Here is a 15,554-nt window from a genome sequence, read left to right on the forward strand (position 1 = left end):
GCCCCAGCAGCCTCCCTACCCGCCGGCCGCGCCTTCACCGTTGCCGCCGCAGCAGGTGTACGAGCAGCCGCAATCCGGGCAGCCACAGCCGCCGCAATCCGGGCAGACGCCTTACGGGCAACCGCAATACGGTCAACCGCAGCAGGCCCAGTACGGTCAGCCACAACCGCAATACGGACCGGCGCAATTCCACCAGCCACAGTGGACACCGCCGCCCGCCAAGAACCGTACGGCGCTGATTGTGAGCATCGTCGCAGTCGCCGTCGTCCTGCTGTTCGCGGCGGCGGTGACGGTCGCGTACAAGCTCACGCGCGACGACGAGCCGGCTGCGACCGCCTCCGCGGCGAGCACGGCCGGTGGTGGCGGCGGCGAGAAGCGGCTGCGCCTGACGGCGCCGGCGACCGTCGGGTCGTGGAAGAAGGCGAGCAGTCAGGAGCTCGCCGACAAGCTGAGCGCCGCCGGCACCGTCAGCCTCATCGACGAGCCGTTCGCGGCCCAGTACGACAACGGCGGCATCACCGCGGCGATCTGGGGCGGGACCGGCAAGGACATCCGGTTCGACTCGGCGCAGGAGCTGTTCACGGCGTTCGTCAAGGGCGCCCTGACGATCACCCCGGGCACGCCCGGGACGACGTCGCCGGTCGACCCGGGGCTGATCGGCGGTCAGGCGTACTGCGTGGCCATCACGGGCAGCGGCGCCGGTTCGTCGGCCTGCCTCTGGTTCGCGGATCAGCTGACGGTCGGGTTCGTCTTCACCGGCGGCGAGCCGGACGCCGCGGGCGGGTACGTGAAGGAGATGCTGTCGGGCTTGGTGACCTTCGGCTAACGGTCCGGGACGCCGAGGTTCAGCTCGGCGGTGGCGAGCATGCGGGCGATCTCGATCCGCGGCTGCCGGAACTCCATCGCCACGACCTGGAACGGGTCGACGACGTGGACGGCGCCCTGCGCGTCGGTGGCGCTCAGCACGTACCGGTAGCCGCGCGGCGCGTTCGGTGCGGGCCGGACCTCCCAGGCCGCGCCGAGGCGGGCCGCCATGACGCGCGCGACGAACGACACGAGGTCGGCGTGCAGGGTGACCCAGTCGTCGGCCTGGAACTCCGTCAGGGGCAGCCGGTTCACGTACACCTGCAGCAACGGCACGACGGAGACCGGGTCGCGCTCGGCTTCGTCGGCGGGGGCACCGACGAGCTCGGCGACCGCGGCGAAGTTCTTCCGCGAGCCGACGGCCCAGTCCTCCAGATCGGCGTCGGTCACCATGGACGGCCTTTCACCGGTTGCGCAGACGGGCGAGGAACGAGCGGGGCGCCGGCCGCTGACCCACGACGGCCGCGGGCCGTTTGACGGCGGCCGGCCGTTTGACGGTGGACGAGGGCGCGGTGATCAGGCCGCGGGTGCGCAGCTCGGCCCAGATCCACGGCGGGCACAGCCCCCGGTAGCTGCGGAACTCCTCCAGCGGCACCCGGGTCGGCCGCAGCTCCAGCCAGCTCTCCTTGCTCAGCACGCCGCGGCACCGCTCCAGTGGCAGGGGTAAGTAGTCGTCGAAGCGCGACTTGTCCTGGCTGGTGATCTTGAGCACGTCGGCGCCGCCGGTGTCGGCGCTCAGCACCAGCACCGGGCGGTCCTTGCCTTCGTCGTCCTCCTCGAAGGTCACGAACGCGTTCCACACCTCGTGCGTCTTGGGCACGCGGACGGCCGGGTCGCGGGCCGGCCGCGGAGCCACGTCGGGACGGAAGCGGCGCAGCACCGCGATGGTCAGGACGGCGGCGGCGAGGGCGAGCAGCGGCAGGGTCAGCAGCATGATCGCCACCGTGGTGGTGGAGGCGGTGCGGGGGTTGCCGGCGACGGGCACGTGGTTGACGGCGGCCCACGCCCCGACCAGGCCGACGGCCGCGAGCACCACCCCGGCCCGCACGAACAGGTGCACGACGCCGTCGATGTCCGCGAACTGCCAGGCGGCGATGCACACCACCAGCGCGCCCAGGGTCACGGCGCCGCCGGTCCAGAAGTCGAAGACCCGGAAGCCGAGCGCGTAGGCGACGCACTTGGCGGCGACGCAGCCCGCGAGCAGGATGCCGGCGCGGACGAAGATCTGGCCCGCGCTGTTTCCGCCGGGCGTGCGGAAGCGGCGGCCGAGCACGAGGGCCACGACCGGCGACGCGACCAGCCCAGGCCAGATCGCGCCGGCGTCGCTGTGGCCGAGCAGCACGTCGGCGGGCAGGCCGATGACGGCGGCGCCGCCGAACCAGGCGGCCACCACGATCGGCAGCAGCACCCAGCCCAGCGGCGTGAGGAACAGCGCCCGCGACTCCCACGCGATGACGCACACCAGGCCGAACCCGATCGCGGCGGCGATGAAGAGCAGCGCCCCGGTGCCGTTGAGCAGCCCGTCAGCGACGGCCATGCGCGCTCCTCCCCCACACGGTCGGCATCAGCCTGCCATAGACCATTGTGTCGCCGGTACGGTCCGCGCGGGCCCGACAATTCGCACTGTCGCGACCGCGTCACACTCAGCCACGCGGTCGCGGCGCCTCACGTGAGGTCGTCGAGTGCCGCCGCCTCCGACACGGTCTCCTCCGGCAGCTGCGGCGCCGGCGACGGCCACGGCTTGAGGCCCTGCACGACGGTGCCGTAGAAGGCGTCGAGCGCCGTGATGACGCTGTGCACGAAGGCCCCTCTGACGCCGGACCGCCTGGCGCCCATCGGGGTGCTCCGGCTGAGCTTGAAGGTGGTGATGTCCAGCGCCCGGTCGACGATCAGGACTGCCGGTCTGGCCCGGGCGTCGCCGAGCCGCTCGCAGGTGGTCTCGGTGCGGCCGGTGAAGCCGACCTCGACCACGACGTCGTTGGGGGCCTTGTCGAGCTGCCTGAGCAGCCAGGACACCCGCCGCTGCGAGCTGCCTTCCTTCGGGGCGGCGACCTGGACCGACACCTTGACCTGCCCGCGCCCCACATCGGCGGCGAGGGTGACCAGCCCGGCCGCGCCCGGGATCTTCAAGGTCGCGTCGAGGACGCCGTCGACGGCGAGCTTCGAGACGACCGCGGCCTGCCGGGCGGCCGGGTCCACGGCGAGCCGGCGGGGCAGCGGGCTGGTGACGGTGACCCCGAGCTCGGCGGTGAGGTGCAGGCAGAGGAACCGCACCAGCCGCAGCCACGCGTCGGCGACCGCGGGCACCTTACGGTCGGCGGCCCGCAGCGTGCCGGCGACCGCCGCGTCCCGGACGGTCGCCCACGCGGCGCCCATGTCGTCGAACCCGGACGCGCCCGAGCGGGGGTGCTCCAGGTACTTGATGAACTCGGCCAGGATCCACGCCTGGACCGGCGTCTCGACGCCGCGGTGCGTGAGCACCATCCTGGCCTCCTGCAGGACCTCGGCCCACGACAGGTGCAGCATCCCGACCTTGCGGATCTTGCGCTTGTCCACGTCGACGGGGTGCTCGCCGGCGCCGGGCGCGATCTCGTTGGACAGCGTGACGACCACGTCGTAGCCACGGATCCGGGCGACGTCGAGGTACTTCTCGACCTGGTCGCGGCGCAGCTGGGAGGTGCCGGTCTTGACCTCGAGCAGGCACGTCCACAGGCGGCTGCCGCGGGCGACCCTGATCACGCCGTCCGGGATGACCTTGCGGTCGGCGAGCTCGAACTGCACCTCGGCGAACGTCTCCACAGTGCCCGCGGGGGCGCCGAGCCGGGCGACGATGCCGCGGGCGAACGGGCGGACGGCGTACATGGTCGCCAGCAGCGCCGACGTGGCCCGCTTCTCCTGCTCCTCGGCCGCGCCGACGCCGGCGACCGAGAAGAGCCGGGCCGCCGGCCAGTTCGTGCCGCCGGCCAGGGCGGGCACCGGCGGCATGATCCTGGTGGTCCGGGGTTGTCTGGTGCGCACCGTCTTCGCCCGGCTGGCCGCCGGAGCGGCGCCGGCGGGCGCCACGGGCACCGGTTCTTCGAGCGGCGGCTCGGGCTCGCCAGGCATGGCCGCGTCCGCGCCCGCGTCGTCCACGAAGTCCCCGACGTCCACGGCTTCTTCCAGCACGGACGTCGTCTCGTCCAGCAGCTCCGCGTCCATGTCGTCCGCGCCGGGCGCGTCCAGCAGCTCCGTCCCGGTCTCCTCGAGCACGGACGTCGTCTCGTCCAGGATCGGGGCCGGCAGGTCCGCGGCGTCCGGCGCCGACTCGTCGTCGACGCTGACGCCGAAGTCGGTCGCGAGGCCGGCGAGGCCGGTGTCCCAGCCCTGGCCGACCGCACGCAACTTCCAGGCACCGTTACGCCGGTACACCTCACCGAACACGAATGCCGTCTCGACCGTGGCGTCGGTGATGTCGTACCGGACGATCGGCGCTCCCCCGTCGTCCAGCGCCACGAGATGCATTCCGCTCAATTCACCGAACGAGCCCCGGTCGAGACTCGCGGCAATCGCAATGGTGTCGACATCCCCGGGCACCGACTCGAGGTCGACCGCGATCCGCTCCTCCACACCGCCCTCGGTGACGCTCGCACCGAGATGCCGCACCGACCCGTCCGCCGAGGTCGGCTGGTTGTAGAAGACGAAATCAGCGTCCGAGCGGACCTTCCTACCGGCCAGCAACAATGCGGATGCGTCGATTGCTCGCTCGTTCTCGGAATCCTGCCATCCGACGACGATCTGCAATCCAGTCGTGTCGGTGGGAAGTTCGAGATTCGCGCCTTTGGTGATGCTCCGGGCGTCCATCCCGGCAGTATCGAGCAGCGAATTGCCACGACGGAACCACGCATGCGCAAACATCGCTGAAGAGCGGATCACGTGCAACCGATGGGCCATCGATCACTGGCCGACAGGTGCCCACCACCGCCCGTAGTGGACACCTCATCCGTACAGGCGGATCAACCTCCGTACAGGCGGATCAAACGAGGGGGAAGGCGACGTCGCAGACCTCGTCCGACGGGGCAGCGGCGCCGAAGTCGGCGAAGTAGACCTCGCGGGGTGAGGAGCTGACCGGCAGGCCCTGGGCGGCGACCCACTGCGCGACCGCGTCGAAGGCGGACAGGATCTGCGGGTACGCGACCTGGGCCTTGATGATGCGGGTGAACGCCTCGCGGTGGGCGGGCTCGACGCGGACGGCGCTGTCCAGGGGGCCGGACGGGTCGACCGGCAGGCAGATCTCGACGGGGCCGTCGCTGTCCTCGTTGACCTCGCCGTGGTACACGATGAAGCAGGGGCCGGTCATGCCGTCGCCGTGACCGGTGGCGGCCTTGAGCAGGCGGCCGATGGCCTCGTCGATCCAGGCCTGCAGCTCCTGGGCGTTCACGTGCCGCTGTTCGGTCAGCACCGTCTGTCGGGGCACGTCGCGGACCTGGACTTCGTACATGGTGAGACTCTCCCGGTCGTCGAGCAGCCGGCTGCGCAGGTGGGTGACGAGCTCACGGCGGACGGCCGTCGCGTGCTCCTGGGCGGCCCAGTAGTCACCGAGGAGGCCGGCCCGCGTCCGCGGGTCGGGGGCGGCGACGATCGCGGCGACGGTCGCGAGCGGCATGTCGAGGCGGCGGAGCCGGGCGATCAGCCTGGCCGTCTCCAGCTGCTCCTCGCGATACCCGCGGTAGCCGTTGTGCTCGTCGACGGCGGCGGGCAGGAGCAGGCCCTGCCGTTCGTACAGCCGCAACGCCTTCGGGGAGAGCCACGACCGCCGTGCGAACACCCCGATGGTGAGCAGCTCCTCGTCCACCTGCGCTCCTTCCGGGCCGGGCGGACCGCCCGGCGCGATTCAGGGTCGGCCCTGCCCAAGGGGCAAGGTCAAGCCGCGCCGCCGGCGGCGGAAATGCCGGTGCGTGCGCCGGCCGGTTGAGCCAGTATGGGGCGAGGACCACGTCGAGGACTCGAGGAGCGGACATGCGCGCAGGGATCACGTCCATCCGGAAGGGAGTCATCGACGCTGGAGGCCTGACCCTGCATGACCATCCTCAACCTCGGCATCGTCGCGCATGTCGACGCCGGTAAGACCAGCCTGACCGAGCGGCTGCTGTTCCGCGCCGGTGTCATCGACCGGATCGGCAGCGTCGACGACGGCAGCACGCAGACCGACTCGCTCGCCCTCGAACGGCAGCGGGGCATCACCATCAAGTCCGCGGTGGCGTCGTTCCCCGTCGGCGGCGTCACGGTCAACCTGATCGACACGCCCGGGCACCCCGACTTCATCGCCGAGGTGGAGCGCGCGCTCCGCGTCCTGGACGGCGCCGTCCTCGTCGTCTCCGCGGTCGAGGGCGTCCAGGCGCAGACCCGGATCCTGATGCGGACACTGCGGCGGCTGCGCGTACCGACGCTGATCTTCGTCAACAAGATCGATCGGCGCGGCGCCCGGCACGAGGACCTCCTCGCCGACCTCGCGGCCATGCTGACGCCCGCGCTCGCCCCGATGGGCCGCCCCACCGGCCTGGGCACGCCCGGCGCCGCCTTCGAGCCCGGCACCGCCCGCCTGGCGGAGGCCCTGGCCGAGCACGACGAGCAGGCCATGGCCGCTTTTGTGCACGATGCGGCCGATGTACGGCTGGAGCCCGAGCTCGCCCGGCAGACCGCGGCGGGGCTGGTCCACCCGGTGTACTTCGGCTCGGCGACGACCGGCGCGGGGGTCGACGCGCTGGTCTCCGGTCTCGCCACGATCCTGCCCGCGGCGACCGGCGACCCCGGCGCCCCGCTGTCCGCGACGGTGTTCAAGGTCGAGCGCGGCCCGGCCGGCGAGAAGATCGCGTACGTCCGCCTCTTCGCCGGCACGATCCACGTCCGCGACCAGCTCCCGGCAGGCAAGGTCACCGCGATCGGCATCCCCTCGGGCGGCACCGCGGTGCCCGTGGGGTCGGTCGCCGCGGGCCAGATCGGCAAGTTGTGGGGCCTCAGAACCGTCCGGATCGGCGACACCATCGGCGCGGACCCGCCGCGCGCGGGCGCGGCCCAGCTCTTCGCGCCTCCCACGCTGGAGACCGTCGTCGTGCCCCGGAACCCACGCGACCGCGCCCGCCTGCACGCGGCGCTCGCCCAGCTCGCGGAGCAGGACCCCCTGATCGACCTGCGCCTGTCCGACACACCGCCCGACACACCGCCCGACGCACCGTCCGACGCACCGTCCGACGCACCGTCCGGCTCTGCGTCGGGCTCGGCGTCGGGTTCGGGGGCCGGTTCGCCGTCGGGTTCGGCGGCGGGTTCGCCGGGCGTCTCGCTGGCCGTCTCGTTGTACGGCGAGGTCCAGAAGGAGGTCATCGAGGCGACGCTCGCCGCGGAGTACGGCGTGCTGGTCGACTTCCGCGAGTCGACGATCGTCTACGTCGAGCAGGTCGCCGGCACCGGCTCCGCCGTGGAGCTGCTCGGCGCGCCGGACAACCCGTTCCTCGCCACGGTCGGCCTGCGCGTCGAACCCTCCGACCGCGGTGTCGAGTTCCACCTGGACGTGCCCGTCGAGTCCATGCCGATGTACGTCTACAACAGGGCCGCCGACTTCGAGGCCGCGATGTCCTCGTACGTGCGCGACACCCTCCGCCAGGGCCTGCACGGCTGGAACGTCACCGGCGCCAGGGTCACGATGACCACGTCCGGCTACCAGGCGCCCGGCAGCTCCGCCGCCGACTACCGCAAGCTGACCCCCTTGGTGCTCATGCGCGCGCTGCGCCAGGCCGGCACGCGGATCTGCGAGCCGGTCCACCGCTTCCATCTCGAGATCCCGGCCTCCACCACGGGCGTGGTGCTCGGCCTGCTGTCGAAGCTCGGCGCCGTGCCGTCGTCGCAGGACCAGCGCCGCGACTGGTGCGAGGTGACCGGCACCATCCCGGCGGCGCGCATCCGCGATCTGGAACGCCGCCTGCCCGGCATCAGCCACGGCCTCGGAGTCCTGGAGTACGCCTTCGACCACCACCGTCCCGTCCACGGAACGCCGCCCGTCAGGCCCCGCTCCGACCACAACCCCCTGAACCGCAAGGAGTACCTGCTGTGGGTCTCACGCCGCGTCGCCACCGGCCCCGTCGGTTAACTCCTGCCGCAACCGGGCCAGGGTGATCCGCATGCCCTCCCGGTTGTCCTCAGGCCTCGTCTTCGCGGCCTTCCCGGTGAAGATCCTGCCGAGGACCATCGCCCCGCGAACCCGCTGGTCGATCCAGTACTGGGTGACCTCGGTCCCGCCCTCGACCCCCGCGAGCCGGAACCCCCACCGGGCGACCGGCATCCCGAACGTCGTCACGTCGAACGCGAACTCCACCCCCGGCTCCGCCGCCACCACCTTGCATGTGGTGAACCAGACATACGCCCCGCGCCGGTTGAACCCGACGAACCGCCGCGGCACCCGCCCCGGCGACCGCGTCAGCACCCAGGTGCCGAAGCACTCGGGACTGTGCCTCGCCATCCGCCGCACATCCGCCACCGCCCGGAACACCACCTCCGGCGCCACGCCGACGGTGATCCTCTCGACGACCTCGTCAGCCATCTCTCAGCTCCCCATCCGTTCTTCGAACCGGGCCCGGTCAGGGTAGTCCGCCCCGCGCGGCCGATCACTCAAGTCGCCACCGCCGGCCACTCACCGCAGGTCGTGTCGCTCAAGTCGCCACCCGGCGGCCACCGACCGGTCAGGTCGCCACCGCAGGGTCCTATCGCTCAACCCGTCGCCACCGACCACCAACCGGCCAGATCACCCGCAGGCCATGTTGCTCAAGTCGCCACCGGCCGCTCACCAGACAGGTCACCACCCGGACTTCGTGCCGCTCAACCCATCGCCACCGGCCACCAACGACCAGGTCGCCACCCGCAGGCCGTCTTGCTCGAGTCGCCACCGCCGACCACCGACCGGCCAGGTCACCACCCGCAGGGTCGTGCCGTCAACCCGTCGCCGCCAGCCACCGACCGGTCAGGTCACCACCCGCAGGTCGTGGATCAGCTCCGAGAAGACGACCGGCGGCAGGTCCCCGAACGTCCTGCCGTCGGCGCGAACTAAGACCAGGTCGGCGACCGTCTGCGGCGGTGCGGAGTCGACCGTGTCGGAGGCGTGCCAGCCGGGCTCGGTGTCGAGCACCGCGTAGACGCCCCCGCCGATCGGCTTGGCCATCTGCACGACGGCGTCATACCAGCGGGTCCAGCCGTGCCGCTCAAGACCACGCAGCACCGCGACCGTCACCTTCCGCCCCTCGAAGCGATCGATCGCCCGCGCGCCCCGCTCCTCGTCCGTCACGCGGTACGCCGGCCGCCCCAACTGCTCGAACGGCTGCAGCAGCTCGTAATCGGCGAACACCTCACCCCACGCCGCCAGCCCGCCCTCGGGGAACTGCAGCGGATGCAGCACACCGAGCGCCGCACCGGCCGGCAGGAGCACGGGCTCGTCGTCGACGCCGGCAAGGGTGCCGTCCTCGGCGACCCGGACGGTCGTGACCAGCCCACCGCGCTCCTCCCCCGCCGTCGCGGTCGGCATCGGGTCCTCGAACACTCCCCAAACGAGCCGCCGGGCGAGGTGGCTCATCCACGGGTGGGTGGCGAAGCGGTCGAGGAAGATGGCGGCCGGGATGCGCCGGCCGGTGCACATGGCGCGCTCCAGCCGCGACACGTGCAGCGACGCCGACGCGCGGGCCTCCTTGCGCAGCGCGGTGATGCGGTCCTTGGCCTTCTTGTGTCGCTGCTTGTCCTCGCCGCGGGCCGGCTTGGGCAGCTCGGCGTGGACCCGGCCGGTCGCGTCGCGGACGACGGGCAGCAGCTGGTGGTCGAAGACGATCCGGAACGTGCCGGCGTCGGTCTCGACCGTGTCGCCGTCGTCGTCGAGGCCGAGGGTGGGCACGAGCCGGTCGGCGAGCTCGTCGGAGGTGAGGCCGCGCAGGTCGGCGATCGCCTCGATGTGCTGGCGGGCGACGCTCTTGAACACGGGGAACCTGGACTTCTCGGCGAGCAGGTTGAGCTCGATGAGCGCCGCGTCGGTGCCGCGGTGCCGCAGCGCGTCGAGGGCGGCCTGCGCGCGGGCGCTCGCGCCCTGCCCCGGCCAGTGCTTGGCGAGCGCGGCGATGCGGCGCGCGCCCGCGTCGTCGCCGATGAGCCCGACGGCCTGCATGCACCAGCCGTCGGGAGCGGGCGCACCCGCGGTGAGCCACCGCTCGAACAGCTCCTGCGCGAACGCCGCCCGCGACCCCGCCGTCCACGCGTCACGGGCGGCGAGGACCGCGGGATGCACCTCGTCGGCGTTGCAGACGGAGAGCCTGGCCAGCAGATGCTCGACCGTGTCAGGGTCGGCGACGGCGCCATCGAGAGTGGCGATGAGGGACGGCAGCGGCGTGGCTGTCACGTACTGCGGCAGCTTCACCGACGTGACCGGGTCCTTGTCGAGCAGCGCGACGAGGTCGTCGGCCCGCTCCCCCGCCTGCGCGAGCAGCAGCGGACGGTGGCCCTGCGCGTCGAGATACCGCAGGACCCGCCCGACCGCGGTGTCCGCCGGCGTCGCCGACCACAGCGCGACTGCGCCCGCCGAGGCGTGCCGGGGATGGCGCAGCAGCCAGGACCGGGCGGGGCGGCGCAGCTTCTTGCCGGCGAACGCCTGCACGACCGGCGCGATCAACGCGACGTGCCCGACTGGCTGCGCGGCCTCCAATGCGTGCTCCACACTGGCCCGGTCGGAGAACGCGGCGAGCAGCGGGGCGACGTGGCTGACGCCGTGCCGGGCCAGCAGCAGCGGCAGCGTGAACCGCACGTGGTAGTAGTGCTGCGCGAAGCCGAGCGCCATCAGCCGCTCATGTGTCCACAGTGGAGCGAGCGTGAGCATGGGCAGCGTCGTCGGCAGCGCCCAGTGCTCCCGATGCTCCAGCCACGCCGTCACCTGGGCCGTGTCACACCGGCTGATCGACACGCCGTCCCACCGCACCGAGCCGTCGTCGCCGCCCAGCCCCTCGGCCGCCTCCCGCTCCTCGTCACGCCAGCGCAGCTCGGGCTCGACCGGCACCGCGGGCTCCAACCAGACCGGATGCGCCGCGGCGGGCGGCCGGTAGTCGCAGGGGACGCCGTCGGGCATCACCATCTCGGTCGCCGGATCGCGGCCGGGCTCGAACGCGCCGGGGTCGGTGAGCGGGTCGAGCGTCGCCCACGGGTGCCCGGCCTCCCGCTCCCGCCGCAGCGCCTCGCGCGCCGCGTCGTCGTCGATGTGGGCCAGCAGGCTGCACCACATACCGTTGTGATGGGCGTGGTCCTCGAACGGATACGCCGGCTTCATCGCGGCCATGACGGGACCCGCGGCGGCGCCGGCGATGTCGAGGACGCTCGCGAGATAGGCCCGGCCGCCGCCCGTGCTGAAGAACTCCCACCGAGCCTTGTCGTTGGCGGCGAGGAGCTTCTTCAGCGTGCCGAGGTCGCCGGCGGCGAGCCCGGACGCATGGACGTCCACGTTGCCGAATCTGCCGCTATACCGCAAAGCGTCGCGATGCGCACCGCGCTCCTCCTCGCCGGCTTGGGGGCCCAGCGGCAGCAGGAACGAGGTGGCCCAGAACAGGTCGGCGCGGATGCTGCCGGTGTGCTCGGCGGCCTTCTTGTCGCGGACCTCCAGCAGCGCGTCACGGGCCTGCGCATAGGTCGGCTCGTCGGCGAGGACCAGCAGCTCACGCAGCCGCCCGAAGACCCCGACACCGACATAGGGCAGCTCGACGTGCAGCCCACCGAGGATCCGACGGCAGCCCTCGACCAGGCCGTGCGCCGCGACGAGGAAGTCGGCGAGCCAGTCGTGAACCGGGCCGGACAGATACTCGAACCTGGCCCGGCACGCCTCCACGAGCGCGCGGTCCTCGGCGGCGGTGCCGACCCGGTGCTCGTGGTCCAGCAGCCGGTGCCCTGTCGCGCGCTCCTGCGCCTCCGAGGAGGTGACGAGCTCCCAGACCCTGGACGGATTGCCGCGCTCGCGGATCGCGGCGTCCTCCGACCACACGCCACGGCGCAGCCCCGCCCATGCCTCCTTCACGGTGGCGAGCGGTCTGATGTCCGTCGCGATGCCGCCGCGGCGCGGATGCAGGACCGACCGCAGCCAGGGACTGACCGCGATCCCGTCGCGCCACACGAGCGGCGGCGGCTGCGGCGGGGTCCACTCCAGCGGGGCTGAGGACGCCTGGGGCGTGGTCCATCTGGTCACGGCGTCACACTAACCACGACCACCGACAAAACTGCCCGCCCGCTGATCAACGTTGGACGGAAACCGTCGTACCCGCATGGTAGGAACAAGGCATCGAGACGGAAGGGGCAACGATGCTCACGGATTCGAAGGCGTTCAGCGGGTTCTCGACGGGCGACGTCCCGGCCGCCAAGCGGTTCTACAGCGAGACCCTCGGCCTCACGGTCGACGAGGAGCACGGCATGCTGCACCTGCGCCTCGCCGGGGACAAGGACGTGCTGATCTATCCGAAGCCCGATCATCAGCCGGCGACGTTCACCGTGCTCAACTTCCCTGTCGAGGACATCGAGGCCGCAGTCGACGAGCTGATCCGGCGGGGCGTGACGTTCGAGCAGTATGAGACCACCGACGCCAAGGGCATCCATCGTGCCGGCGGCCCGCTGATCGCGTGGTTCCGCGACCCGGCCGGCAACATCCTGTCCGTGCTGCAGCAGTGACGCCATGATCCCGGCAGACGTCTTCGACGAGCACCGCGGCCGGCTCAAGGCCGTCGCCTACCGGGTGCTCGGCCGGGTCGGCGACGTCGAGGACGTCGTGCAGGACGCGTGGCTGCGGTGGAGCACCGTCGACCCGGCGACGGTCGACGACCCCGAGGCGTATCTGGTCCGGGTGACGACCCGGCTGGCGATCGACCGGTTGCGCAGCGCCCAGGCGCGCCGGGAGCAGTATGTCGGGCCGTGGCTGCCCGAGCCGATGCTGACCAGCCCCGACGTCGCGGAGCGGGTCGCCCTGGCCGACTCGGTGTCCACGGCGATGCTGCTGGTGCTGGAGTCGCTGTCGCCGTTGGAGCGGGCGGTGTTCGTGCTGCGCGAGGCGTTCGGCTATTCGCACGCGGAGATCGCCTCGTTCGTCGGGCGGAGCGAGGTCTCCGTCCGCCAGACCGCGGCGCGGGCCCGCGCCCACGTCGAGGAGCATCGCGTCAGGTATGACACCGATCTGGCGACGAGGACCGAGGTCACGCAGCGGTTCCTGGCCGCCTGCGCCGGCGGCGACCTGCGCAGGCTGGTCGAGGTGCTCGCCCCCGGCGTCGAGCTGGTCAGCGACGGCGGCGGCCTGGCACCTGCGCCGCGCAAGGTGATCGCGGGGCTGGAGCTGGTGGCGGGGGCGCTGTTGACGTTCGCCGGCCGCCTGCCCGAGGCGCCGAGCATCGCCGTCGAGGAGCTCAACGGCGGCCCCGCCATCGTCGTGTATTCCGCCGGGACGCCGGCCGTGGCCGTGTTCCTGCACCTGGTCGACGGCCTGGTCCACTCGATCCACCTGGTCAGCAACCCCGAGAAGCTCTCCGGCATCCCACCACTGCCGTCAGCGACATGAGGAGGCAGTCCGCGCCGTTGCGGGAAGGCCCCGGCACGTTCGGAGGCGATCCTGCGCGCCCGACGAACGACGGACGTTGCGAGGTGACACCGGTGCCGTGTGACGCATCGCAACGAGAACCGGGTCATGCAGTGCTTCGGCAGTGGCGCAGGCGAGACGGAGAGCGGTGAGTGGGTGTCGTCGCGCTGGATGGCGCGGCGGAGGCGACCGCGCCTGATGACGGCGCGATCGGGTTGGTGCGGTGGAGGTGACGCGCGTGGTGGCGGTGCGGCAGGGGCGGTGCCGCAGCGGCGACCGCGCCCGATGACGGCGCGGCGTGACGACCGCACCTGGTGGCGGCGTGGCAGGGGCAGTGCCGCAGGTCAGTGCCGCAGCGGCGACCGCGCCCGATGACGGCTTGGCAGGGTCGGTGCGGCAGCGGCGACCGCGCCTAGTGACGGCGCGGCGGTGACGACCGCACCTGGTGACGGCGCGGCGGTGACGACCGCACCTGGTGGCAGCGTGGCAGGGGCAGTGCCGCAGCGGCGACCGCGCCCGATGACGGCGCGGCGTGACGACCGCACCTGGCGGTGGCCCGGCAGCGGTGGCCCGGCAGCGGTGGTGAGGTGGTTGCGACCGCGCCTGATGGCGGCGCGGCGGGGGTGGTGCGGCGTGCGTTGGGTGGGCTGCCGGTGCCGGTGAGTGCCGGCCCGGTGTCGGTTCGCGAGTGGCATGGGGACGCTCCGCTGTGTTGAGCCGGGTGCCGGGCGCGGATGCCGGTGAGGCGGGCCTTGGACAGTCCGGTCCGGCGGAGGGTGGGGTGGGTGAGCGGCGTCACTGTCGGGGCGGCTCACGGATCGGTGGAGTGGCTCGTCCTGGGGGTGATGCGCGGCCGGCACGGCGGGCGCGCGAAAGCCAGAAGGGAGCCGGGCATGCACCGGATCGTTGTCCTCGGCGGCGGGTACACCGGGATGATCGCCGCTATTCGTGTGGCGCGCAGGGCGCGGCGGCTCGGGGTCGTCGTCACGGTGGTGAATCCGTCGGAGCGGTTCGCCGAGCGGTTGCGGATGCATCAGGTCGCCAGTGGGCAGGTCGTTCGGGAGGTGGGGATTCCGGAGCTGTTGCGGGGCACTGGCATCGAGTTCGTGCAGGGGTGGGCGGAGCGGGTCGATCCCGGGCGGCGGGAGGTGAGCGTCGGTGGGCGGGTCGTGGGCTACGACACGCTCGTCTACGCGATCGGCAGTGTGGCGCAGACCGGGACGGTGCCTGGGGCGGAGGCTCACGCGTACACGCTGAACTCCGTCGAATCGGCGGCGCGGCTGGCGGACCTGCTCGCCGCGCGGACGGGCGCGACGGTCGCGGTGGTGGGCGGTGGGCTCACCGGCGTCGAGGCTGCCGCGGAGATCGCCGAGCGGCACCCGGCGGCCCGCGTGCTGCTGCTCAGCCGTGACGTGCCCGGTTCGATGATGTCGGCGCGGGCGCGGGCGCATCTCGACCGGGCGCTGCGGCGGCTCGGTGTCGGTGTGCGGACCGGGGTCGAGGTCACGAAGGTCCTGCCGGACGGGGTCGAGCTCGCCGGCGGTGAGGTCGTCGGTGCCGACGCGACGCTCTGGACGACCGGGTTCACTGCGTCGCCGCTCGCCGCGGAGGCGGGGATCGCCGTGGACGGGCGCGGGCGGATCGTGGTGGACGCGACGTTGCGGTCCGTGTCGCACCCGGACATCGTCGCGATCGGTGACGCCGCGGCGATCACGCAGCGGTGGGGCACGATCCACGGCACCTGCCAGAGCGGCATCCCCAGCGGAGCGCACGCGGCGGACAGCATCGCGCGGGTGCTCGCCGGGAAGCCGGCCAAGCCGTTCCGGTTCGGGTACATCCACCAGCCGGTGTCCCTCGGCCGCAGGGACGCCGTCATCCAGTTCACCCGGCCCGACGACACCCCGCGGCGCTGGTTCCTCAAGGGTCGCGCCGCGGTCGTCTACAAGGAGTTGGTGACGAGGAGCCCGTTGCCGTCGTACCGGCTGTCGAAGCACCTCACCGTCCCCGCCGCCGCCCTCTCCTCCCGCGGCTGAGACAGACTCCGACAGCCGCGGAGGCGGGCAACGTGGCGGGGAGAACGAGCGGAGGTGGA

The 15,554-nt window shown here is 72.5% G+C and carries 11 protein-coding genes; 5 read left to right on the forward strand and 6 right to left on the reverse strand.

Annotated features, from left to right (window positions below):
* Window positions 1-241: 241 nt before the first annotated feature.
* A complete protein-coding gene (locus ABD332_RS44525) occupies window positions 242-826 on the forward strand; it encodes a hypothetical protein (RefSeq protein WP_344510368.1) in 585 nt (194 codons plus the stop codon).
* Here the strand turns inward: ABD332_RS44525 and ABD332_RS44530 are convergent.
* The 4 genes from ABD332_RS44530 to ABD332_RS44545 all read right to left on the reverse strand — a co-directional run bounded on the left by ABD332_RS44530 (window position 823) and on the right by ABD332_RS44545 (window position 5,695).
* Complete coding sequence (locus ABD332_RS44530; protein WP_344510370.1) at window positions 823-1,257, reverse strand: hypothetical protein; 435 nt, start codon at window positions 1,255-1,257, stop codon at window positions 823-825. The two genes, ABD332_RS44525 and ABD332_RS44530, sit on opposite strands and share 4 nt — an antisense overlap.
* Window positions 1,258-1,267: 10 nt before the next feature.
* Window positions 1,268-2,401 (reverse strand): hypothetical protein, encoded by a 1,134-nt coding sequence (locus tag ABD332_RS44535; RefSeq protein ID WP_344510372.1) that lies wholly within the window; start codon window positions 2,399-2,401, stop codon window positions 1,268-1,270.
* Window positions 2,402-2,529: 128 nt separating this feature from the next.
* On the reverse strand, window positions 2,530-4,794 hold the full coding sequence (locus tag ABD332_RS44540) for a TerD family protein (protein WP_344510374.1): 2,265 nt from the start codon (window positions 4,792-4,794) through the stop codon (window positions 2,530-2,532).
* Between the two features lie 82 nt (window positions 4,795-4,876).
* Window positions 4,877-5,695: a MerR family transcriptional regulator gene (locus ABD332_RS44545; RefSeq protein WP_344510376.1), complete on the reverse strand. Its 819-nt coding sequence runs from the start codon at window positions 5,693-5,695 to the stop codon at window positions 4,877-4,879.
* A gap of 225 nt (window positions 5,696-5,920) precedes the next feature.
* On the opposite strand from ABD332_RS44545, the gene ABD332_RS44550 reads away from it, so the two are divergent.
* Window positions 5,921-7,984 carry a GTP-binding protein gene (locus tag ABD332_RS44550; RefSeq protein ID WP_344510378.1) on the forward strand — a complete coding sequence of 688 codons (2,064 nt, stop codon included), beginning with the start codon at window positions 5,921-5,923 and terminating at the stop codon, window positions 7,982-7,984.
* On the opposite strand, the gene ABD332_RS44555 is transcribed toward ABD332_RS44550, so the two are convergent.
* Window positions 7,952-8,434: an SRPBCC family protein gene (locus ABD332_RS44555; RefSeq protein WP_344510380.1), complete on the reverse strand. Its 483-nt coding sequence runs from the start codon at window positions 8,432-8,434 to the stop codon at window positions 7,952-7,954. The two genes, ABD332_RS44550 and ABD332_RS44555, sit on opposite strands and share 33 nt — an antisense overlap.
* A 417-nt stretch (window positions 8,435-8,851) precedes the next feature.
* Complete coding sequence (locus ABD332_RS44560) at window positions 8,852-12,091, reverse strand: DUF4132 domain-containing protein (RefSeq protein WP_344510382.1); 3,240 nt, start codon at window positions 12,089-12,091, stop codon at window positions 8,852-8,854.
* A gap of 113 nt (window positions 12,092-12,204) precedes the next feature.
* Here ABD332_RS44560 and ABD332_RS44565 point away from each other — a divergent pair, with 113 nt between their 5' ends.
* From ABD332_RS44565 to ABD332_RS44575, 3 genes are all read left to right on the forward strand, one after another.
* The gene (locus ABD332_RS44565; protein WP_344510384.1) at window positions 12,205-12,567 is read left to right on the forward strand and encodes a VOC family protein; all 363 of its coding nucleotides are present in this window, start codon (window positions 12,205-12,207) and stop codon (window positions 12,565-12,567) included.
* Window positions 12,568-12,571: 4 nt separating this feature from the next.
* The gene (gene sigJ, locus ABD332_RS44570) at window positions 12,572-13,444 is read left to right on the forward strand and encodes an RNA polymerase sigma factor SigJ (RefSeq protein ID WP_344510385.1); all 873 of its coding nucleotides are present in this window, start codon (window positions 12,572-12,574) and stop codon (window positions 13,442-13,444) included.
* Between the two features lie 911 nt (window positions 13,445-14,355).
* Window positions 14,356-15,495, forward strand: coding sequence for an NAD(P)/FAD-dependent oxidoreductase (locus ABD332_RS44575; protein WP_344510386.1), 1,140 nt, complete (start codon window positions 14,356-14,358; stop codon window positions 15,493-15,495).
* The last annotated feature ends 59 nt before the right edge of the window (window positions 15,496-15,554 follow it).

The sequence above is a fragment of the Dactylosporangium maewongense genome, assembly GCF_039531485.1.
In the GTDB taxonomy this organism is placed as follows: Bacteria; Actinomycetota; Actinomycetes; order Mycobacteriales; family Micromonosporaceae; genus Dactylosporangium; species Dactylosporangium maewongense.